Here is a 21,398-nt window from a genome sequence, read left to right as displayed (position 1 = left end):
TCACCTCACTTGTACATCGTCTGATTCATGGTTCCGGGGGCGTACGCGTCCGGGTCGACCCAGACGTTGACCAGCGAGGGCTTGCCGGAGGCGCGGGCACGCTCCAGCGCGGGACGGATCTGCGCCGGGTCGCGGACCTCTTCGCCGTGGCCGCCGAGCATCCGCGCGAACTGGTCGTACGGAACGTCGCCGAGGGTGTTGCCGACCCGTTCGCGCGCCTCGCCGTACTTGGCCTTCTGGCCGTAACGGATCTGGTTCATCGAGGAGTTGTTGCCGACGATCCCGACGAACGGCAGGTCGTAGCGCACGAGCGTCTCGAAGTCCCAGCCGGTGAGGGAGAAGGCGCCGTCCCCGAAGAGGGCCACGACCTCCTTGTCCGGCCGGGCCTGCTTGGCGGCCAGTACGAACGGCACGCCGACGCCGAGCGTGCCCAGCGGCCCCGGGTCCATCCAGTTGCCCGGCGCCTTGGGCTGGACGACCTGCCCGGAGAAGGTGACGATGTCGCCGCCGTCGCCGATGTAGAGCGAGTCCTCGGTCAGGAAGTCGTTGATCTCGCTGACGAGCCGGTACGGGTGGATGGGGGAGGCGTCCGAGCGCAGCTGCGGCAACCTCTTGTCCAGCGCGGTCTGTTCGGCCGTCCGCAGCTCGTCCAGCCACGCCTCGCGCTTGGCCGCACCGCCGTTCAGCCGTCCCGAGGCGGCCTGGGTGACGGAGGACAGCACGAGGTCGGCGGAGCCGACGATGCCGAGGTCGATGTCGCGGTTCTTGCCGACGGTGCGGTAGTCCAGGTCGATCTGGACGACGGTCGCGTCGGGGGAGAGGCGCTTTCCGTAGCCCATCCGGAAGTCGAAGGGCGTGCCGACGATGACGATGACGTCGGCGTTGGAGAACGCGTACCGGCGGGAGAGCTGGAAGTGGTGCGGGTCGCCGGGCGGGAGGGTGCCGCGGCCCGCGCCGTTCATGTAGGCGGGCACGTTGAGGGTGCGGACCAACTCCCGTGCGGCGTCCGTCGCCCGGCACGTCCAGGTCTGGCTGCCGAGCAGGATGGCGGGCCGTTCCGCGCGGACGAGCAGGTCGGCGAGCTTCTCGATGGCCTCCGGATCGCCGGCCTGCTTCGTCGAGGCGCGGTAGTGGCCGGCCGCGGGCACCCGCGCCTTCTCCACCGGCACCTTGGCGTCCAGCACGTCGCGCGGGATCTCCAGGAAGGAGGGTCCGGGCGCGCCGTGGTAACACTCGCGGAACGCCATGGAGACCATGTCGGCCGCGCGGGCCGTGTCGGGCACGGTGGCGGCGAACTTGGTGATCGGCGTCATCATGTCGACGTGCGGCAGGTCCTGGAGCGAGCCCATCTTGTGCTGGGTGTGCGCTCCCTGACCGCCTATCAGCAGCATGGGCGACTCGGCGCGGAAGGCGTTGGCGACACCGGTGACGGCGTCGGTGGTGCCGGGGCCCGCCGTGACGACGGCGCAGCCGGGCTTTCCGGTGAGCCGGGCGTACCCGTCGGCGGCATGCGCGGCGACCTGTTCGTGGCGTACGTCGACGACCTCGATGCCCTCGTCCACACAGCCGTCGTAGATGTCGATGATGTGGCCGCCGCAGAGCGTGTAGATCACCTCCACGCCCTCGGCCTTGAGCGCCTTGGCCACCAAGTGCCCGCCGGATATGAGTTCTTGTCCGCCGTCCTGTTCGGCGTTCCGGCCGCGGGCCTGGCTTTCCTCGGGCATGGCAGATCGCGTCCCTTCGTACGGGTGTCGATGCGCGTACGCAGCAACTACTCGGCTGCACAGGCAGATTGCATACAGTCGACGTTATCCTGTATGAAGCTTGTTATCCCGCAGAGTCCGGGTGATGTCCAGGGGGCGCGCACCGTTCGTTTCCTTCCGACCCGCGAGGAGTGGGCATGGACCTTCACGAACACCAGGCAAGGGAACTCTTCGAGCGGTACGGCGTGCCCGTGCCGCGAGCCGGCACCGCGTCAACGGCCCGCGAGGCGCGGGCCGTTGCGGAACAGCTGGACGCCGACACGCACGGCGTCGTCGTCAAGGCGCAGGTCAAGACGGGAGGCCGGGGCAAGGCGGGCGGCGTGAAACGCGCGGCGGACGCCGCGGCGGCCGAGCTCACCGCGCGCCAGATGCTCGGCACGGTCCTCAAGGGCCACCCCGTGCACACCGTGATGCTCGCCCAACCCGTGGACGTACAGCGCGAGTTCTACGTGTCGTACGTGCTCGACCGGGCGGCCGGGCAGTTCACCGCCATCGCCTCCGCCGAGGGCGGCATGGAGATCGAGGAGGTCGCCGCCGCCCGCCCCGAGGCCGTGATCCGGGTGCCCGTCGACCCGGCCGAGGGCGTCACGGAAGCCGTCGCCGCGCACATCGCCGCGGCGGCCGGACTGCCGGCCGCAGCCGCTCCCGTCCTGCGCGGGCTGTGGCAGGTGATGGTGTCCGAGGACGCCCTCCTGGTCGAGGTCAACCCCCTCGTGACCACCGGCGACGGCACCCTCACGGCGCTCGACGGCAAGATCACGCTCGACGACAACGCCCGCTTCCGGCAGGCCCGTTGGGGCGAGGAGGAGGACCGCGGCACGCTCGACCCGCTGGAGGCCGAGGCGGCGGCCAAGGGCCTCGGGTACGTACGGCTCGACGGCGATGTCGGCGTCATCGGCAACGGCGCGGGACTCGTCATGTCCACCCTCGACGTCGTCGCCGGCTGCGGGGCGCGGCCCGCGAACTTCCTCGACATCGGCGGCGGCGCCTCCGCACAGGTCATGACCGACGCCCTGTCGTTGGTGCTGTCCGACCCCGGCGTGAAATCCGTCCTCGTCAACGTCTTCGGCGGCATCACCGCCTGCGACGCGGTCGCCGACGGCATCACCACGGCCCTCGGCCGGGTCCGGCTGAGCAAACCGCTCGTCGTCCGCCTCGACGGCAACAGCGCGGCCCGCGGCCGCGAACTGCTCGACGCGCACCCGCATCCGCTGCTGGAGCAGCACCCCACCATGGACGGCGCCGCGCGGCGCGCCGCCGAACTCGCCACGGCAGCCTAGGAGTTCCGCATGTCCGTCTTCATCGGCAAGGAGAGCAAGGTCCTCGTCCAGGGCATGACCGGCGCCGAGGGCATGAAGCACACCCGCCGCATGCTCGCGGCGGGCACCGACGTGGCCGGCGGCGTCAACCCGCGCAAGGCCGGCCGGAATGTGGACATCGACGGCCGGTCCGTCCCCGTCTTCGGCTCCGTCCGCGAAGGGCGCGACGCCACCGGCGCCGACGTGACGGTGCTGTTCGTGCCGCCGCCGTTCGCCCGCGCGGCCGTCGAGGAGGCGGCCGACGCGGGGATGCCGCTGGCCGTCGTCATCACGGAGGGCATCCCCGTACACGACGCGGTGGCCTTCCACGCGTACGCCCGCGACCGCGGCACCCGCGTCATCGGCCCCAACTGTCCGGGCCTCATCAGCCCCGGCCAGAGCAACGCCGGCATCATCCCCGCCGACATCGCACCCGAGCCCGGCCGGATCGGCCTGGTCTCCAAATCCGGCACCCTCACCTACCAACTCATGTACGAGCTCCGCGACATCGGCTTCTCCACCTGCGTCGGCATCGGCGGCGACCCCGTCATCGGCACCAGCCACATCGACTGCCTCGCCGCCTTCGAGGCCGACCCGGACACCGATCTGATCGTGCTCATCGGTGAGATCGGCGGCGACGCCGAGGAGCGCGCGGCCGAGTACATCGCGCGCGAGGTCACCAAACCCGTCGTCGGCTACGTCGCCGGCTTCACCGCACCCGAGGGCAGGACCATGGGCCACGCCGGCGCCATCGTCTCCGGCTCGGCCGGCACTGCGGCCGCCAAACAGGAAGCACTGGAGGCGGCGGGCGTACGGGTGGGCCGCACGCCGAGCGAGGCCGCCCGGCTCGTCCTCGACCGCCTCGCCTGACCGGGCCTCGCTGCCCGGCCCGTCTCACTGCGTGGACCCGGTGGCCCCGTGCATGCCGACTGGCTACGGTCACCGGAGAGTTCGACCCCACGCGCACCCGCCCCGTACGTGCAACGAGAGCGGAGAATCACCGATGGGATCCACCCTCACCACCCTCACCTCCAAGCCCGGCACCTCATGGGCCGACGCATGGCAGCGCTGCCGTGCCGTCGCCCCCGAGGCGTTCGACGCCGACGACCGGGTCCGCAACCTGTGGAACGGCACCTGGCACCCCGACGGCACCCCGCTGACCTCGACCAGCCCCGTCGACGGCACGCCCATCGCCGGACCGCCGATGCTGGACGCGGACACCGCCCGGCAGGCCGTACGCGCCTCCCTCGACCAGCACCGCGCCTGGCGCCACGTCGCACTGCCCGAACGCCGCGCCCGCGTCGCCGCCGCACTGGACGCGCTCGCCGAACACCGCGAACTGCTCGCCCTGTTGCTGGTCTGGGAGATCGGCAAGCCCTGGAAGCAGGCCCAGGCCGACGTCGACCGCGCCGTCGACGGCGTGCGCTGGTACGTCGACCACATCGACGACATGCTCGAAGGCCGTACGTCCCTGCCGGGCCCCGTCTCCAACATCGCCAGCTGGAACTACCCGATGAGCGTGCTGGCGCACGCCATGTTCATCCAGGCGCTCGCGGGCAACGCCGTCATCGCCAAGACGCCCACCGACGGCGGCCTCGCCTGTCTCACCCTCGCCTGCGCCCTGGGCGTACGGGAGGGGCTGCCGCTCACCCTCGTCAGCGGCAGCGGCAGCGAACTGTCCGAAGTCCTGGTCCGCTCCGAGGAGATCGGCTGCGTGTCCTTCGTCGGCGGCCGCGACACCGGGGCCCGCGTCGCCACCGCCGTCACCGACCTCGGCAAACGGCACATCCTCGAACAGGAGGGACTCAACTGCTGGGGCGTGTGGAACTACACGGACTGGCCGGCGCTGACCCCCCTGCTCCGCAAGACCTTCGACTACGGCAAACAGCGCTGCACCGCGTACCCGCGGTTCGTCGTACAGCGCTCCGCCTTCGCGGACTTCCTCGCCGCCTATCTGCCGGCCGTCCGCGCGCTCCGCTTCGGCCACCCGCTGGCCGTCGCCCACCCCGACGACGCGCTGCCCGCACTGGACTTCGGGCCGCTCGTCAACGCGGCCAAGGCGAAGGAACTCGCCGACCAGACCGCCGAGGCCATCGGCCGCGGCGCCGTGCCCCTGCACCGCGGCACCCTCGCGGACGGCCTGTTCCTCCCCGGCCAGGACACCTCCGCGTACCTCCCGCCGACCACCCTGCTCTCCCCGCCGACCACGTCGCCGCTGCACCACGCGGAGCCGTTCGGCCCCGTCGACAGCATCGTCCTCGTCGACACGGAGGCGGAACTGCTGGCCGCCATGAACGCCAGCAACGGCGCCCTCGTCGCCACCCTCTCCACCGACGACGAGGCCACCTTCGCCCGGCTCGCCCCGCAGATCCGCGCCTTCAAGACCGGGCACAACACGCCCCGTTCACGTGGCGACAGGGACGAACTGTTCGGCGGCTTCGGCGCCTCCTGGCGCGGCGCCTTCGTCGGCGGCGACCTGCTGATCCGCGCGGTCACCGAGGGCCCGCGCGGCGAACGCCTCCCCGGCAACTTCCCCGACTACCGCCTCCAGCCGGAAGCGGCCTGACCCCGGGGTGCGGGGCCGGCGGACGCCTTCCGGTGTCCGCCGGCCCCGCACCGCTCGGCACGCGCGCGGGCGATTCGTCCACCATGACAAATCGGAACCATCCACCCAGAAGCGGACCTTACGTCGAATAAGGCAGGTGAAACGCACTCCCAAGTCTTGGTATTGTCTCTGTGTCGCCGCGCAGGGCCCCGGCCCACAGCGGTACGTACACCTTTGTCGGGGTGGCGGAATGGCAGACGCGCTAGCTTGAGGTGCTAGTGCCCTTTACAGGGCGTGGGGGTTCAAGTCCCCCTCCCGACACCAGCTTTTCGCCAGTGCGACGGCGAGCGTGATGCGGGTCAGGAGCAATCCTGACCCGCATTTTTGCGTGGGGTGCGGCCGTACTCGATGGACAGGCCGCGCGGGGTGGAGGTGCTACACGCTGACGCTTGCGGGGACTTCGGGCGTACGGGGGGTGACGGCTGTGGTCCTGAAACCCTTCACGAGCATGTAGGTGCCGACGGAGAGCTCCCAGGCGGCGATGGGCAGGGTGGCGAGGAGCGTCCACGCGGAGAGCTGGTCGTTGTGGCCGAAGAAAGTCGCGGTGTTGGCCGTCAGGAGCAGCGGGGCTCCGATGAGGCCGATGGCGGGGATGGTGCGGGGCACCAGCCGCGACCGGTACAGCAGCGTGCCGAACAGCAGCGCGTTGATGCAGGCCATGGCGCCGGGGCCGAGCAGGAACGTCCAGTCGCGGATGGTCACGAGCGCCTGTCCGGTGGTGACCAGCGATGCCGCGTCCCCGCCGGCGGTGCCCGCGAAGTCCTGACGCAGGCTGACCACGGACAGCAGGCTCACCACGCCGATCAGGATGACCGCGGCCTCGACCAGCCGCGAGGTGACGAAGCCCAGCGCCAGTGCCTCGTTCTTCCGCCTGACGACCGGGAAGACCGCGACGGCGGTGCCGACGCAGGCCAGGGCGTTCACCAGGTCGAGGAAACTCCCCCACAGCACGCGGGTGTCGGCGCCGGCGCCGACGATGTAGCCGGTGTTGTCCAGGACGGGGGCGATGAGGAGCAGCGCGGGGATGGATGACAGGAAGGTGATCAGGTAGAGCAGCCCTCCCGCGAAGGCGTGCTTCCTCGTCCAGTCGGCCGGTGCCGGGGCCGTCGCGGCGGTTCGCATGGCGGTGGTCATGTCAGTCTCCGGGGTGTGAGTGGCCGGAAGTGCCGGGTGGGAACGTCGTCGGGTCGTTCTGCCGCGGCCCGGTCCCCACCCGGGCGACCGAGAGCAGGGGGAGGCCGAGATCGCGCAGCTTGTGCAGCAGCCCGTGAAGTGCCGCCTGATCCACGACGGGACCTTGCAGAAGGGTGGTCCCGTCGCTGCCGGCGGTGAGGGTCATGCCGTCGAACCAGGCGGCCCACCTCGGCTCGAGGCGGCCCTGAAGACGGATCTCGTACCAGCCGGGACCGGGCTGAGGGGCGGTCGGTGGGGTCCTCATGACGGCGCTTCTCGTACCTCGCGTATCCGGAACATGACGGCAAGGTCGCAAGCGGTGTGATGAGCAGGCATCACCACATGTGGTGACCGGGGTGGTGATTCCGCGGCCGGACTGTCAACGGGCCCCGGAGAGGCCGTTTCTCATCAGCCGGGGTCGCGGGAGAGGAGGCCGAGACTTCCGGCCCGACGCACTGCGGCGCGCCGGTTGGTGACTCCCAGCTTGGTGTAGATGTGCTGGGTGTGGGTGCGCAGGGTGTTCAGCGACACGCTGAGCCGACGGGCGATGTCCGGCCCGTTGAGATCGGTGGCCAGCAGCCGCAGTACCTCCGACTCGCGCGCGCTCAACGGTTCGACGAGTTGCTGTTGTCGGGCAGGCGCTGATGGCGCGGCAGGCTGCGCTCCGGACTGCGCTCCGGTGGAGCCGCCGGTCTGGGCTGCCGCGTCCTGGAGCCGGCGCGGGTATGCCCAGTCGGGCCGTTGCCTCGCGAGGGTGGTGAGCAGCGCGGCGATCGGCGGCCCTGCCTCGGTGAACACGCGGACGTAGCCTTCCGGTTCGGCCAGGGTCAGCGCGCGCTCCAGGGCCGCGTGGGCGGCGGGGCCGTCGCCGGCGGCGTGCTGGGCGAGCGACTGCAGCACGAGGATCTCGATGGCACTGCCGGTCCGTCCTCCGGCCCGGGCGGCCGCGAGGAGCCGGTGGAGGAGCCGGACGGCGGCACTGAGCGCGGGCTCGGAGCCGTCCGCGGCGTATTGGGCGAGGAAGATCCGGGCCAGGGTGATGTGTTCGTACTCGCGCACGTAGGACAGGTCGTCGTCGGCAGTCAGCCCTTGCCGGCGGGCCCAGTCGAGGGCCTCGTCCAGATTGCCGTGGGCGACCAGGAGCCGTACGCGGGTGGCCGGGACGGGCCGTACGTCCGGGGAGAAGTCGTTGGTGTGGACGCGCTCCGCCTCCCCGAGCAGCTCCAGGGCGCCGTCCTGGTCACCCTCGGCGTCCAGGATCCCGGCCGTCGCGACCCTCCAACGGTAGGGGTGCTGCGGCAATCCGGCCGGTTCGCCGAACTCCCGCGCTCGCCGCAGGTGTTCGGCCGCGGCCGCGGGGTCTCCTCGTTCCCAGGCGATCCCGCTCAGCCCGACGTGCATGTCCGGTGTTCCCCGCAGAGTGTCCGGTTCCTCGGAGGCGAGCCGCAGCGCCCGCTCGTAGGTGCGCTGCGCGTCGGTCGGACGGCCCTGGGCGAGGTGAATGTCGGCCAGCGCGATCGAGCACCCCAGGATGTCCGCTATGTGCCCCGCCCGGTACATGCCGTCGATGGCGGCGGCGTAGGCCGCGCGGGCGGCGTCCAGGTCGCCGCCGCCCCAGCGGGCGAGCCCGGACAGGGCCGATGCCGCGGCACGGGTGAGGTGGTCGTCCTGTGCCGCACGGTCGATGGCCCGGGCCGCGTGGGTCACGGTTGCGGACGGGTCGCCCCGTACCAGCGCGAGGGCGGAGCGGTACATCTCGATCGCACCGGGCAGCCGGTCGAACTCGCCCCGGCCGGCGGCCGGTTCGGAGGCCGGGCCGCCTTCCGCGCGGCTGTCCAGGAGCCGCTCGGCCTCCCGCAGGCGTGCCTCGACCCCCTCGAACTCGCCGCAGGACATGAGCGCGCCGATCAGGCCCACGGCGAGTACGGGCCGGGCGCGCACGATGTCGTCCGGAAGGTCCTCCAGCCAGCCGCGGACGGTGACTTCGTCCCTGCTTCGCCGCAGGGCCGGGATGGCACGCTCGACGAGGTCGGCTGCCCGGCCGGCGTCTCCCGCCTCGAGTGCGTGACTGACCGCCGACACCGGATCGCCCGCGCCGTCGTACCACTCGCCGGCCCGGCGGTGCAGACCCGCGACCTCGCCGGGGCGCTCGTCGGCCAGGTGCGCGCGCAGGACGTCCGCGAAGAGCTGGTGATAGCGGTACCAGCGGCGGCTGTCGTCGAGCCGCACGACGAACAGATTGGCCCGGTCGAGGGCGGCCAGCATGGCCTTGCCGCCCCGGCGTCCGGTGACGGCGTCGCACAACGGGCCGCTGAGGCGGTTGAGGACGGACGTCCTGAGCAGGAAGTCGCGGACGTCGTCGCTGTGGCGTTCGAGGACCTCCTCGACCAGATAGTCGACGACGTACCGGTCGTCTCCGGCGAAGCCGGCGATGAACCCCGCGGCGTCGTCGCGTCCTTGGAGCGAGAGCGCCGCCAGCTGGAGCGCGGCGATCCAGCCTTCGGTGCGCTGCTCCAGCGCTTCGATGTCCGCCGCGGTCAGGTTCAGTCCGGCGGCCCCGTTGAGGTACGTCGCCGCCTCGTCGGGGGTGAAGCGGAGGTCGGCGGCGCGCAGTTCGGTCAGCTCGCCGCGGGCGCGGAGCCGGGCGAGCGGCAGAGCCGGATCGGCGCGGGTGCTGATCACCAGATGTACCTGCGGCGGGAGATGTTCGAGCAGGAACGTCATGCCTGTCCGGATGTCCGGACTGTCGGCGAGGTGGTAGTCGTCGAGGACCAGATCGAGCGGGCTCGTCAGGGCACCGAGCTCATTGAGCACGGTGGCCAGCACGGTCTCGACCGCTGTCCCGGCCGACCGCAGCAGCGGCAGGGCACTGCTGCCCACGCCGGGTGCGGCCCGCTGCAGGGCGGTCACCAAGTAGGTCCAGAATGACGGGGGTTGACTGTCGCGGGCGTCGAGGGAGAGCCACGCCACGCTCCGCTGTCCGGCGACGGCACCCTGAAGCCACTCGGCCAGCAGCGTCGTCTTGCCGAAGCCTGCCGGGGCCGAGACGAGGGTCATCCGCGACCTCGCCCCGCGGCTCAGGAGCTCGCCCAGGCGCGGGCGCGCCACCGCACCGTGTCGCATCCGGGGGCGGTGCAGCTTGGTCTCGATCAGGGGAGTTGCCACGACATGCCCCCTCCCGTGCGCTCGAGCCGGTGCACACGAAGGTACGACACTCCGTCATGTTGCAGGCCTGCCCGGACCGCATCCCCTCATCCCCTCATGCCCGGTCCGGACGGCACCTTGATCCGCGCACAACTGCGTCCGGCAGCCGCCGGCTCCGCGCTCCGGGGCGCCCCTGGGCCGCGCTCAGGGGATCCCCGATTCCGGATTCCCGGGTCGCGGGCGGAGAACCGCCGTGTCCCCGGCGGCGTTGAACAGGCCATGGACAGGCACAGCGAGAGCATCGTGTTGATGAGCGATCCGCGGGTCGCCGCCGTACCGGCCGAGGAGTGCGGCGAGCCGCTGGTGGACTGCCGCGACCTGATGCGCGTCGACACCCGCCGCTCCGACCCCCACGGCGACTGGGCACACCTGCGGGCCGGCGTCGTGAAGCGGCTGCAGCGCGCCCAGCAGCTGCTGCCGGTCCGATGGCACTGGCTCCTGGTCGAGGGGTACCGGCCGCCGGCGCTCCAGCAGCACATCTTCGACGGGTACGCGGACCGGCTGCGCGTCCTGCACCCGGAGGCCGCCGCCGCGGACATCCACTCCGCGGCGACCCGCTGGTGCGCACCGCAGGAGACCGCGGGGCACGTCGCCGGCGCGGCGGCCGACCTGACGGTGTGCACGGACGACGGCCGGGAGATCGACATGGGCTGCCCCGAGGCGGCCACCCCGGAGGAGAGCGACGGCGCCTGCTACACCCAGGCCCCCGGCCTGTCCGACACGGCCCGGCGGAACAGAGCGGCGATGATCGGGGCACTGTCCACCGTCGGCATGGTCAACTACCCGACGGAGTGGTGGCATTGGTCGTACGGCGACCGCTACTGGGCCTGGACCGCCGGCGCGCGGTCCGCCGTCTACGCGCCCTGCGACCGGACATGACCGGTCCGGCGCCCCTCCGCCGGACGGTGGAGCGGCGCCGCGTGGCGCCGGACCAATGCCGGGGACAGCGTGATCTGCCCGGTCACCATCGGTTCATGGGATATATCGCCCGGGCCGGAGTCGTCGCTCTCGTCTGCGTGCTACCGCTGACCGGCGGTACGGCAGCCGATGCCGGACCGCCGCCGCACCCGCAGCCCGTCGCCCATGTGACAGCCCGTCTCGACGCGCTGTACCGGAAGGCGGGTCAGGCCACCGAGCGCTATGAGAAGGCGCGCCGCGAGGCGTCCGCGCAGCGGCGCACCGCCGCCCGCGCACGGACTGCCGTGCACCACGGCGAGCGTCGGCTGGAGACTCTGTACGCGCAGGCCGGTGTCGTGGCGCGGAGTCAGTACCGGCAGGGCGTCTGGTCTCCCGGCGCCCAGCTCCTCAACTCCCGCTCCCCGGAGACCTTTCTGCTCCGCCTCGACGCGCAGCGGCAGGGCGACCACGCGTTCAGCGGTCTCCTGAGGAGCACCCGCGTCGCACAGCGCGACCTCGAACAGCGCCGCGCCGAGGCCCAGTCCACCCTGCGCAGGCTGGAGGTGAGCGCCGACCGCCGCACCGCGGCCAAGCGTGCCGTCGACCGGCAGCTCGCCCGCGCCCGCGCGGAACTGCGCCGCGCCCAGCAGGCGGCCGCCCCTGTCATCAGCCGCACGCCGACCGGCTGCGCGCAGGCCGACCCGCCGCCGTCCCGCCGGGCCGGCGCCCGCTGGGTGGCACCCGTCGACACGTACGAACTGTCCGCCGGTTTCGCCTCGTCCGGCGCCCGCTGGTCGAGCTGGCACACGGGCCAGGACTTCGCCGTGCCGGAGGGCACACCCGTCCACGCGGTGGGCGCCGGCACCGTGTACTCGGCGGGCTGCGGCGACGGCTTCGGCAACCAGATCGTCGTCCGGCACGACAACGGCTACTTCTCGCAGTACGCGCACCTGTCGCTGCTCCAGGCGAAACCGGGCAGCAGAGTGTCCGCAGGACAGCAGATCGGCCTGTCCGGCGACACGGGCAACTCCACAGGGCCGCACCTGCACTTGGAGATCCGGGCCACGCCGCAGCTCGGCTCCGGCATCGACCCGGTGCCGTGGCTGCGGGAGCGCGGCGTCACCCTGTGACGGGTCAGGCCGCGGACGCCAGCGCGCCGACGCGGTGCAGCCGTTCCACCACCGCGGCGAGATCCCGGTCCTCGTCGGCAAGCGAGGCGGAACTCCCGCGCTTCCCGCGGCCGTCCAGACTGTCCGCGACCCCGTCCAGCACCTCGGCGACGGCGTCCGCCTCGCCCCGCGGCGGGCGCGGGGCCCCGTGTTCCAGGCGCACGGCGCAGGCGGTGGCGGCGTCCACGACACGTTCGGCCGTGGCCAGTACGCCGAGCCAGCCGCGGGACTGGCCGCGCCGGGAGGGGAATTCGGCCTCCGCCTTCTCCGCTATGGTGCGGGCCTCGCCGAGCGCGCGGTAGGCGTCGCGGCGCAGCGCCCGGCGCTCGCCGTCCGCGTCCGCGCCCTGCGCCGTGGTGAGGATCTGCCGCGTGTAGTCCTCCGTGCGCCGTAGCGCCGTCGCGAACCGGTGGCCGACCTGCGCCCCGGGCGCCACCAGATGCGGAAGGTGCCCGACGAGCAGCACGATGACGCAGGCGATCGCCGTGTGCGTCAGCCGCGGCAGCATGGCCTGCGTGTCGCCCGCCACCCACACGAACGACAGCACCATGACGGTGATGACCGAGGTCTGGAAGGCGAAGTGCCGCGTCGCCACGGGCACCAGCGCACCCGCCGCCCCGGCGACGACGGCCGGCCACCAGACGCCCAGCGGCACAGCTGTCAGCACCGTCGACAGTGCGGCGAAGACGAGCACACCGAGCGCCGTCCCGGCGAACCGGTTGACCGTACGGGAGAACAGCGGGCCCATGTCGGGCTTGACGAGGAACGCCGCCGTCGCGGGCAGCCAGAACCAGTGCTCGGTGCCCAGCAGCAGCGCGACCACCGTGCTGGCGGACACGCAGAAGGCGACGCGCAGTCCGTACGTACGGCCCGCGGGACCGAACAGCGCGCGCCGGTAGTGGCGGTAACGGCCGCTCGCCGTACGGCCGGTGTGCGGGGCGTGCGGCGTACCGGCCGGAACGTCCTCTTCTGCCGCCGCGGGCGAGGTACGGCCGAAGGCGACGGCCGCGGCCAGCAGCGCGCGGTCGAAGGAGCTGCGGGCAGGACTGTCGGAGGCCGGCGCGGGCAGCGGGCCCGGAGGGTTGCCGCTGCGTACCGCCTCGGCGAGCCGGCGCGGCCCCTCGGCCACCCGGTCCGGCAGGACCCGGCCCTCCCACAGGAGTGCCACACCGGCCTCGCACAGTGCGGTCGCCGACGCGAACCGTTCGGCCAGCAGCGCCTCGTGTGCGCTGCGGCGTGTGCGCAGGCTGAGCAGCCGGTGCAGCCGCAGCGCGTCGTCGGCGCGGTCCAGCGCGGTGGTCAGCTTCCGGCGGGCCGGTTCGGCTCCGGGGCCGCCGGACGCGTCGAGCGCGTCTGCGAGTGCGTCGAACACGCCCGCCACCGCGGCCCGTTCACCGTCCAGCGCGCCGCCCTGCGGACGGGGCGGGCGGAGCACCAGCCGGAGCAGCAGCAGCCATCCGGCGCCGGCGAGGAAGCAGAGCACCTTCTCGTACGGGGCGCCGGGCAGCGGCATGCCGTCCCCGACGGCCGTGGTGACGATGAGCTGCATGCCGGCGGCCGACCACACGGGGCCCGTGATGCTGACCGTGCCGCCCACCATGGCGACGGCGAACAGCAGTGGCACGGCCCACCATTCGGACGGCGAGAAGCTCTCCATCAGGGAACCGATGGACAGTCCTGCCGCACCCGCGAGCGCCGGCAGACCGATGTGGGCGAGGCCCGTACGGCGGGTTCCGGGGCGGTCGTTGACCCCGGCGAGCATCGAGCCGAGTGCGGCCAGCACGCCCGCCGTGACGTTGCCGAGGGCGAGCCCCGCGGCGAGCAGCGGGCCTGCCGCCAGTGCCCCGCGCGCGACAGCGGCACGGGGCACGGGGCCGCGCTGCCAGCGGAACGGGTGCACGAGCCAGAGCGGAACGGCGGGGATGCGTCGGACGGCGGTACGGACTGCTGTGCGGAGCACGGGCCTCCTCGTCGGGTACGGAGGGGTCCGGCGGGCGGCAGTGGCCGGCGGAGGTCTTCCACGGTACCGGCACGGAGTGCCATGCGAGCAGCGCGAAAGTTTCCACTCCGTGAAGTCGCCCGTTCCGCGCCAGGTCAGGGCCCGTACAAGCCTGTGCGACGTGTCGGGGGACTCACATGTGGGTGCCGCCGTCGATGCGGATCTCCGTACCGGTGATGAACGCGCCGTCCGCGCTGCCCAGCATCGCGACCACGCCGGCCACCGTCTCCGGCCCGGCGAAGCCCTCTCCGACGGCCGGCATCAGCTTGCCGAACAGGCTCATGTCCGCGTCCTCGGGCAGCCCGGGCCCGCGTCCCGTGGTCATGCCGCTCTCGATGGAGCCGGGTGCGACGCACACCGCGCGCAGCCCCTGCTTGCTGTACTCACTGGCCAGCGCGTGCGTCATCGACTGGATGCCGCCCTTGCTCGCCGCGTACGCCGCCATGTACGGGTGCGCGAAGGAGGCCGAGGTGGAGGAGAAGTTCACGACGACGGGCTGCCGCCCGCTCTCCAGCAGCGCCGGCAGCGCCTCGCGGATCACCAGGAAGGTGCCGGTGAGGTTCACCGAGATGATCCGGTTCCAGAAGTCCAGCGTGGTCTTGTGGGTGTGCTCGGAGCGCAGGATCCCGGCCGCGTTGACCAGTACGTCGAGCCTGCCGCCGAGCGCTTCGACGGCCGCGGGCACGGCGGCCCGTACGGCCTCCTCGTCCGCTATGTCGAGCAGGCCGGTGGTCAGCCGGTCCGCCGTGCCCTCGGCGACGGCGCGCTCCGCGGTCGTCCGCAGTCCCGCCTCGTCGATGTCCAGTGCCACGACCCGGCCGCCCTCGGCGAGCAGCCGTCGCACGGTGGCCTGTCCGATGCCCGATCCGGCGCCGGTGACGACGGCGCGGCGGCCCGCGTAACGCTCCATGGTGATGCTCCTCCCGCGCGCCCTCGCGCAGCGTTCCGGCCCGCCGACGGCGAGCGCTCTCTGTGGCACATTGTGCCACGTGGGCACGCAGTGCCATAAAGATGTGGCGGCGGCTGCGGGAAGACCGGAAGGCGGGAAGCCGGAGGGCCGAGGTCAGGGCTTGTCGCGGAGCAGCAGCCACGCCTGGACCGTTGCCAGGACGAGAAGCACGGCGCCCACCACGCCGGTGATCTGGACGCCCCCGGTGAACGCATCGCGTGCCGCGCGGGCCAGTGCCGTGCCCGCCGCGCCGCCCGTCTCCGCGGCGGCGTGCAGCGCGTTGCCGAGCGTCTCGCCGGCCGACTCCATCGCGGGTCCCGGGATGCCCGGCACGGTGTCCAGCTGTCCGCGGTACGCGGAGGACAGTACCGAGCCCAGGACGGCGATGCCCAGCGCGCCGCCCAGCTCGATCGCCGTCTCCGACACGGCGGACGCGGCGCCCGCGCGATCCGGCGGCACGGTCGACAGCACGATGCTGTTGGTCAGGGTCATCGCCGTGCCGACGCCCAGGCTGAGGAAGGCGAACGACACGGTGACCAATGCGGCGCCGTGGCCCAGCGGGAGCAGCGCCAGGACCGCGTAGCCGAGCGCCGCCGTGGCGAGGCCGCCGCTGATCAGGCGCTGTACGCCGACCCGTTGGGCCGCGGAGGCGGCGAAGAACCCGGAGGCGACGGACAGTACGGCACCCGGCAGCAGCAGAAGACTGCCGCGCAGTGGTGTGAGGCCCTCGGAGAGCTGCAGATACTGCGGGATGAAGAACAGTGCTCCGGCCATCACGAAGATGACGAGGATGTTCGTCCCGATGGCGGCCGAGAAGCGGCGGATGCGGAACAGCGACAGGTCGATCAGCGGATCGTCCAGGGTGCGCTGCCGCCGTACGAACAGGGCGCCGAAAGCGAGCCCCGCGAGGACGAACGGGACCGCCGTCCAGCCGTCGCCGTGCGCGGCGGACTTGATGCCGTAGACGAGGGGGATGACCGCCAGCAGCGACAGGGCGGCACTCGCCAGGTCGAAGCGGCCGGGGGAGGGGTCGCGGGTCTCCCGTACGAGCAGCGGCAGCAGGGCCAGCGCCGCCGCCACCAGCGGCAGGTTGATCAGGAAGACCGAGCCCCACCAGAAGTGCGACAGCAGGACACCGCCGACGACGGGCCCGAGCGCGGACCCCGCGCTGAACGCCGAGCCCCACGCGGCGATCGCGACCAGCCGCTGCTTCTCCTCGCGGAACATGTTGCGCAGCAGCGACAGGGTGGACGGCATGAGAGTGGCACCGGCGATGCCGAGCAGCGCCCGCGCGGCGATCAGCGCTTCGGCGTTCGGCGCGTACGCGGCGAGCAGCGAGGCGATGCCGAATCCCGCGCACCCGGTCATCAGCAGCTTGCGGCGGCCGATCCGGTCGCCAAGCGTCCCCATGGTCACCAGCAGTCCGGCGAGCACGAACCCGTAGATGTCGACCAGCCACAGCAGTTGCGTGCTGGACGGTGCGAGGTCCTCGCTCAACTGCGGTACGGCGAAGCCCAGCACAGTCAGATCCACGGCGATCAGCAGCACAGGCAGGGTGAGGACGACAAGTCCCGCCCACTCCCGCAGTCCTGCCCGCGGTGCGGCCGCCTCCACCGTGTATTCCGGCATGACGGACCTCCGTTCCCAATTCGGCGTTGTGTACGATAGTACACAACGCTGCGTACGGGTGTCCGCATGCGGGGTTGCGAAGGGGTGCCGGCGCGCGGTCCGGCCCGGTGGAGCACGGGACGGTCAAGTCCCGTGCTGCGGCGCGTGGTTGCCCGGCTTCAGGGGCGTCAGCCGTCCGACGCCGCGCGGTCCTCCAGTGCGGCGTTGAGGAGGGGGCGGGCCTCCGGCTCGACGTGGTCGGCGTAGTAGTCGTGGAGGGCCTGGCGGCCCAGCCGTGCGGCGGTGGCCGCGTCGCCCGCGCGGATCGCGTCGAGGACCTGGCGGTGGTGCGCGATGGAGCGGCGCATCCACGCCGGCGCACCGGCGGTGCCGGCGGCGTGCGAGATCTTGCCCTCGATGACGTCGACGACCGCGTCGTGCACGGCGCGGGTGCACAGCCCCAGCAGCGCGTTCCCGCTGGCCTCGGCGACCGCCCGGTGGAAGAGCGCGTCGGCCTCGCTGAACGCGTGCAATCCTGTGGCCGATCCCGCCAGTTCCTCCATCCGCTCGATCTGCGCGGCCATCCGCAGCAGGTCGTCGTCGGAACGCAGCTGCGCGGCAAGCCTGTTGCTCTCCGCCTCCAGCACCATGCGGAACTGCACCAGTTCGCCCAGCGACGACAGGTGCGAACGTGTCAGCCTGCCGAGGGCCTGGCTGAGGTTGTCCGCGGACACACCCAGCACCTCGGCGCCCAGCGGGTCACCCGGCCGGGACCGTACGAGCCCCGACGACTGCAGTACGCGGAGTGCCTCGCGGATCGTCGACCGTCCGACCGCGAACTGGTGGACCAGTTCCCGCTCGGCGGGAAGCCGCGCGCCCGGCGGCAGTTCGCCGCTGAGGATGCGGTCCTCGATCTGCTCGGCCACGCGCTGGTACGCGCGGACCGGCTGGACCGGCTGGAACGGCGCGTCGTCGGACATCGCGGTCCACCTCCTCGTCCCGGGGCGTGTGACCCCTTGACCAACTCACCGGCGTGCGAGCAGAGTACGGGCAATCAACTGGTCTGACCAGTCATCTGGCATGGTCACCAGGCGACTTGGAGGATCCCATGCATTCCGGTCCCGGCGCTTCGCCGTCCCCCTCTCCGCCCCCGTTCCAGGCCCCGTCCCCGTTCGCCGCCGATCTGTCCGCCGCGGCCGACACCGGGGCCGCCGTCGAGCTCACCCGCTCCCTCGTGCGGCTGCGCACCGTCAACGCGGCCGGCGCCACCGACGTCGAACGCCCCGCGGCCGAGCTCGTGTCCGCCCTCTTCGCACAGTTCGGCTGGGAACACGAGGTGGTGGAGGTGGCGCCCGGCCGGCCGAACGTCATCGCCGTCGTCGAGGGCGGCGGAGGCCCGGGCCCGACGCTGATGTTCGAAGGACACACCGACGTCGTCACCGAGGGCGAGGCGGACGACTGGACGGTCGATCCGTACGGCGCCGAGATCCGCGACGGCAAGCTGTGGGGACGCGGCGCCGCCGACATGAAGTCCGGTGTGGCGGCGATGATTCACGGCGTGCGCGCCCTCCAGCAGGCCGGCCCGTTCCCCGGCCGGATCGTCCTGGGCGTCATGGCCGACGAGGAGGGCATGATGCTCGGCGCGAAGGCGTTCGCCGCGTCGACGCTCGCCCGCGAAGTGGACGCCGTCATCGTGTGCGAGCCGGAGGGGTACGAGGTCTGCACCTCGGCGCGCGGCGGCATCCGGCTGCGCCTCGACCTCCAGGGCACCATGGCGCACGGTGCGATGCCGCAGGAGGGCAGGAGCCCCGTCGTCGCCGGCGCGCGCATCGTCGAAGCCCTCGGCCGGGCCGAACAGTGGGCGGTGGAACAGTACGGCGACCATCCGCACGCCGGACGTGTCACGGTCACGCCGACCGTGCTGCACGCCGGCGACGCCGACCAGCTCAACGTCATTCCGGCACACGGTCTCGTCGGTGTCGACCTGCGGACGATCCCGGGCACCGACCACGCCGAACTCGTCGACCGCGTACGGCGGGAGGCCGAGGAAGCGGCGGCGACCGTGGGCGTCACGGTCGACCTCACGGTCGTCGACGACCGGCCCGCCATCGAACTGCCCGAGGACCACCCGGTCGTCACCGCACTGCTGGACGGCCACACACAGGTGCACGGCAGCCCGCCGCCCTTCGGCGCCGTGCCCGGCACCACCGACGGCACGATCCTCACGCGGGACGCCGGACTGCCCACCGTCGTGTACGGCCCGGGCGGCAAATGGATCGCACACCAGAAGGACGAGTACGTCGAGGTGCGGGAGATCGGCGAGTACACCCTCGTGTACGCGGCCGCCGCCCGGCACTTCCTGACGCACGGGAAGGCGGCACGATGACCCCCGAGTTCCCCGCGGGACTGCCCGTCGGCGACACCTGGGTGCCCGCGCCCCGTACGGAACCGGTGCACTTCCCGTACGACGGCAGCACGGTCGCCCACGCACCCGTCGGCGACACCTCCCTCGCCCGGCAGGCCGTCGCACACGCCGCCGCGCTGCGCCGCGACACCGCCCGCCTCCCGTCACGCGTCCGCAGGAGCGTCCTCCTCGGCGTGGCCGCGGAACTGGAGCGCGTGGCCGACGACATGGAGGACCTGCTGGTCCTGGAGACCGGCAAACCGCGTGCCGACTGCCGTACGGAGGTACTGCGCGCCGTCGCCACCTGGCAGGCCACCGCCGACGAGGTGAGCCGCATCCACGGCGAGACCGTCCCGCTCGACATGCTGCCCTCCGGCGACGGCATGACGGGCTACTGGACCCGCAGGCCCGTCGGCGTCGTCACCGGCATCGCCGGCTTCAACTACCCGATGATGCTGGCCTCCCACAAGATCGCGCCCGCCCTGGCGGCGGGCTGCCCGGTCATCGTGAAGCCCGCACCGCAGACCCCGCTGGCCACACTGTGGCTGGTGCACCTCGTACGGGAACGGCTCACCGCGGCCGGCGCGCCCGCAGGCACCGTCCAACTGGTCACCGGGGACGCCGCGGTGGGCCAGGTGCTCACCACACACGACGACGTGGCCGCCGTGTCCTTCACCGGCTCCGCCGCCGTCGGCCACCGCATCGCCCGCGACGCCGCACCCCGCAAGACGGTGCTCGAACTCGGCTCCAACGCGGCGCTCGTCGTCGCCGAGGACGCCGACCTGGACGCCGCGGCCGACGCCGTACTGCGCGGCGGCTACTACGCGTCGGGACAGGCGTGCATCGCCGTACAGCGCGTCATCGCCGTCGAACAGGTCGCCGGGGAACTGGAGAAGCGGATCGCGGAACGGCTCCCCGCACTCACTGTCGGCGATCCGCGCGAGGAGAGCACCCGCGTCGCGCCGCTCATCGACGAGGCCGCCACGGAACGCGTACTGGAGTGGACCGCACAGGCCCGCGCGGCCGGCGCGCGTCTCGTCGCGGGCGGCGAACGCGCGGGCGAGGGCGGCCGGAGCATCGCGCCCACCCTGCTCGCCGGCGTGCCCGACGGACAGCCCGCATGGGACGAGGAGATCTTCGGCCCGGTCGTGTGCCTGCGCAGCGTCCCGGACCTGGACACCGCGTACGAGACCGTCAACAACAGCCGGTACGGACTGCACGCCGCCGTGTTCACCCGCGGCCTCAAAGCCGCCTTCGAGGCCGTCGACACGCTCGAGGCGGGCGGCGTCGTGGTCAACGAAGTGCCCGGATACCGTTGCGACATCGCACCGTACGGCGGTGTGAAGGACTCAGGGACAGGCCGCGAGGGACCGCGGTTCGCGATCGAGGAGCTGACCGTGACGCGGATGGCGGTGATCCGGCCGTGACACCCGGGACCCCTGGACCGCACGACGCACCCGAGAACCGGCCGGACAGTGAAGCACCGGGCTACGCGGGCCTGTTCCGGCTGGACGGCCGGAAGGTCGCCGTCGTCGGCGGAGCCGGCGGCATCGGCCGCGAGGCCGCCCGCGCGCTCGCCGCACAGGGCGCCGACGTCGTCGTCGCCGACCGCGACGAGGACGGCGCCGCGGAGACGGCCCGCCTCGCCGCCGCCGAGGAGGCGGCGCCCGGCGCACCCGCCGGCAGCGCGACGCCGTACGCCCTCGACGTGCTGGACTCCGAGGCGCTGCGCACCGCGGCGGCCGATTGGGGGCCGCTGGACGGGCTCGTCATCACCGTCGGCGCCAACGTCCGCAAGCGGATCGCCGATTACACGCTGGACGAGTTCGACCGCGTCATCGCGCTCAATCTGCGCGCCCATTTCGCCCTGTTGCAGGTGGTGGCGCCCGGCATGGCGGAGCGCGGACGCGGCAGCGTCGTCAGTTTCGCCTCGATGCGCGCCTTCCAAGTGGAGCCCGGTCAGGGCGCGTACGCCGCCTCGAAGGCCGGACTCATCCAGCTGCTGCGCACCGCGGCGGCCGAATGGGGGCCGCAGGGCGTGCGGTTCAACGCCGTCGCGCCGGGAGTCGTCCGTACGCCGCTGACCGACCAGATAGCCGCCGACCCCGAGTGGTACGACGCCTACGCGCAGGCGTCCGCACTGCAGCGGTGGGCCCGCGCGGACGAAGTGGCGGGCGCCGTCGCCTACCTGGTCTCCGACGCCTCCACGTATGTCACCGGCAGCGTGCTGACCGTCGACGGCGGCTGGACAGCGGTCGACGGACGGTACGAACCCACAGTCTGACCGCACAGTCCGACCGTAGCGCCGGCCCCTTCACCCCACCCTTGA

16 protein-coding genes and 1 tRNA gene are annotated in these 21,398 nt (G+C 72.6%); 9 read left to right on the top strand and 8 right to left on the bottom strand.

Going from position 1 to position 21,398, the window contains the following annotated elements:
- Positions 1 to 5: 5 nt before the first annotated feature.
- On the bottom strand, positions 6 to 1,724 hold the full coding sequence (locus tag AC3AGO_RS08355) for a thiamine pyrophosphate-binding protein (RefSeq protein WP_487819500.1): 1,719 nt from the start codon (positions 1,722 to 1,724) through the stop codon (positions 6 to 8).
- Positions 1,725 to 1,900: 176 nt separating this feature from the next.
- On the opposite strand from AC3AGO_RS08355, the gene sucC reads away from it, so the two are divergent.
- The 4 genes from sucC (at position 1,901) to AC3AGO_RS08335 (ending at position 5,930) form a co-directional block, all read left to right on the top strand.
- Entirely contained in the window at positions 1,901 to 3,043 is a 1,143-nt protein-coding gene (sucC, locus tag AC3AGO_RS08350) for an ADP-forming succinate--CoA ligase subunit beta (protein WP_487819499.1), read from the top strand.
- Between the two features lie 9 nt (positions 3,044 to 3,052).
- Positions 3,053 to 3,931: a succinate--CoA ligase subunit alpha gene (gene sucD, locus AC3AGO_RS08345; protein WP_487819498.1), complete on the top strand. Its 879-nt coding sequence runs from the start codon at positions 3,053 to 3,055 to the stop codon at positions 3,929 to 3,931.
- 133 nt (positions 3,932 to 4,064) lie between these two features.
- Entirely contained in the window at positions 4,065 to 5,627 is a 1,563-nt protein-coding gene (locus AC3AGO_RS08340) for an aldehyde dehydrogenase family protein (RefSeq protein ID WP_487819497.1), read from the top strand.
- A gap of 215 nt (positions 5,628 to 5,842) precedes the next feature.
- A tRNA-Leu gene (locus AC3AGO_RS08335) sits at positions 5,843 to 5,930 on the top strand.
- Positions 5,931 to 6,041: 111 nt separating this feature from the next.
- Here AC3AGO_RS08335 and AC3AGO_RS08330 read toward each other — a convergent pair.
- From AC3AGO_RS08330 to AC3AGO_RS08320, 3 genes are all read right to left on the bottom strand, one after another.
- A complete protein-coding gene (locus AC3AGO_RS08330; protein ID WP_487819496.1) occupies positions 6,042 to 6,800 on the bottom strand; it encodes a DUF4386 domain-containing protein in 759 nt (252 codons plus the stop codon).
- Position 6,801: 1 nt separating this feature from the next.
- Positions 6,802 to 7,104, bottom strand: a complete 303-nt coding sequence (locus AC3AGO_RS08325; RefSeq protein ID WP_487819495.1) for a hypothetical protein — start codon at positions 7,102 to 7,104, stop codon at positions 6,802 to 6,804.
- 143 nt (positions 7,105 to 7,247) lie between these two features.
- The gene (locus AC3AGO_RS08320; protein WP_487819494.1) at positions 7,248 to 10,004 is read right to left on the bottom strand and encodes a winged helix-turn-helix domain-containing protein; all 2,757 of its coding nucleotides are present in this window, start codon (positions 10,002 to 10,004) and stop codon (positions 7,248 to 7,250) included.
- 288 nt (positions 10,005 to 10,292) lie between these two features.
- Between AC3AGO_RS08320 and AC3AGO_RS08315 the strand changes: the two genes are divergently transcribed.
- On the top strand, positions 10,293 to 10,922 hold the full coding sequence (locus tag AC3AGO_RS08315; protein ID WP_487819493.1) for a M15 family metallopeptidase: 630 nt from the start codon (positions 10,293 to 10,295) through the stop codon (positions 10,920 to 10,922).
- A gap of 95 nt (positions 10,923 to 11,017) precedes the next feature.
- Positions 11,018 to 12,070, top strand: coding sequence for a M23 family metallopeptidase (locus AC3AGO_RS08310; protein ID WP_487819492.1), 1,053 nt, complete (start codon positions 11,018 to 11,020; stop codon positions 12,068 to 12,070).
- A 4-nt stretch (positions 12,071 to 12,074) separates the two neighbouring features.
- Here AC3AGO_RS08310 and AC3AGO_RS08305 read toward each other — a convergent pair whose 3' ends face one another.
- The 4 genes from AC3AGO_RS08305 to AC3AGO_RS08290 form a co-directional block, all read right to left on the bottom strand.
- Positions 12,075 to 14,069, bottom strand: coding sequence for an FUSC family protein (locus AC3AGO_RS08305; RefSeq protein ID WP_487819491.1), 1,995 nt, complete (start codon positions 14,067 to 14,069; stop codon positions 12,075 to 12,077).
- A 172-nt stretch (positions 14,070 to 14,241) separates the two neighbouring features.
- The gene (locus AC3AGO_RS08300; RefSeq protein ID WP_487819490.1) at positions 14,242 to 15,018 is read right to left on the bottom strand and encodes an SDR family NAD(P)-dependent oxidoreductase; all 777 of its coding nucleotides are present in this window, start codon (positions 15,016 to 15,018) and stop codon (positions 14,242 to 14,244) included.
- A 153-nt stretch (positions 15,019 to 15,171) separates the two neighbouring features.
- Positions 15,172 to 16,686, bottom strand: a complete 1,515-nt coding sequence (locus AC3AGO_RS08295) for an MFS transporter (RefSeq protein WP_487819489.1) — start codon at positions 16,684 to 16,686, stop codon at positions 15,172 to 15,174.
- A 167-nt stretch (positions 16,687 to 16,853) separates the two neighbouring features.
- Complete coding sequence (locus tag AC3AGO_RS08290) at positions 16,854 to 17,645, bottom strand: FadR/GntR family transcriptional regulator (RefSeq protein ID WP_487819488.1); 792 nt, start codon at positions 17,643 to 17,645, stop codon at positions 16,854 to 16,856.
- Positions 17,646 to 17,773: 128 nt separating this feature from the next.
- Here AC3AGO_RS08290 and AC3AGO_RS08285 point away from each other — a divergent pair, with 128 nt between their 5' ends.
- From AC3AGO_RS08285 to AC3AGO_RS08275, 3 genes are read left to right on the top strand one after another with little or no spacing between them, the layout of a single operon-like run.
- Positions 17,774 to 19,051, top strand: a complete 1,278-nt coding sequence (locus AC3AGO_RS08285) for a M20 family metallopeptidase (protein WP_487819487.1) — start codon at positions 17,774 to 17,776, stop codon at positions 19,049 to 19,051.
- Positions 19,048 to 20,496 (top strand): aldehyde dehydrogenase family protein, encoded by a 1,449-nt coding sequence (locus tag AC3AGO_RS08280; RefSeq protein ID WP_487819486.1) that lies wholly within the window; start codon positions 19,048 to 19,050, stop codon positions 20,494 to 20,496. The genes AC3AGO_RS08285 and AC3AGO_RS08280 overlap by 4 nt, the downstream gene beginning before the upstream one ends.
- On the top strand, positions 20,493 to 21,353 hold the full coding sequence (locus tag AC3AGO_RS08275) for an SDR family NAD(P)-dependent oxidoreductase (RefSeq protein ID WP_487819485.1): 861 nt from the start codon (positions 20,493 to 20,495) through the stop codon (positions 21,351 to 21,353). The genes AC3AGO_RS08280 and AC3AGO_RS08275 overlap by 4 nt, the downstream gene beginning before the upstream one ends.
- Positions 21,354 to 21,398: the final 45 nt, after the last annotated feature.

The sequence above is a fragment of the Streptomyces sp. BL1 genome, assembly GCF_057628045.1.
This window is presented reverse-complemented; position numbering and strand designations above follow the sequence as displayed.